Here is a 416-nt window from a genome sequence, read left to right on the forward strand (position 1 = left end):
GGAGGCATAGTCAGGCACAGCCACCATTCCGCCATATTCAGCATTTTTTCAGCCGTATCCGGGTAGTCAGCGAGGTTTTGTGTGGCGAGCCACAGCCAGGCCCCCAGTTTACGCCACATCTTGACGACCTTGGTCATATAGGGGGAGAGCAGCGGGTTGGTGGTGGTGATATGGCCTTCATCAATCACCAGTTGCAGTTCCCTGTCCTGATACTGGTCGCGTTCGGCCAGATTATTCACCGTATTAATCAATGACACCATCGCCAGTGCCATCTGCGCCGAGTAGTTTTCTCGCGCCAGTGTACCCAAATCAATCAACGTGACATCCACTTCCGGCCAGGGCGTGCCGGGACGGTTAAACAGTTCCCCTTCAAAACCCTGAGTAAACATCGACATGGCACCGGCCATTTCATCCGC

General features: G+C 54.3%; 1 pseudogene. It reads right to left on the reverse strand.

Features of this window, described 5'->3' with window-relative positions:
- Positions 1 to 416 (reverse strand): annotated as a pseudogene (locus AAC147_RS05640) (conjugative transfer ATPase); the annotation flags it as partial.

The organism is Xenorhabdus sp. NBAII XenSa04 (genome assembly GCF_963866145.1).
In the GTDB taxonomy this organism is placed as follows: Bacteria; Pseudomonadota; Gammaproteobacteria; order Enterobacterales; family Enterobacteriaceae; genus Xenorhabdus; species Xenorhabdus indica.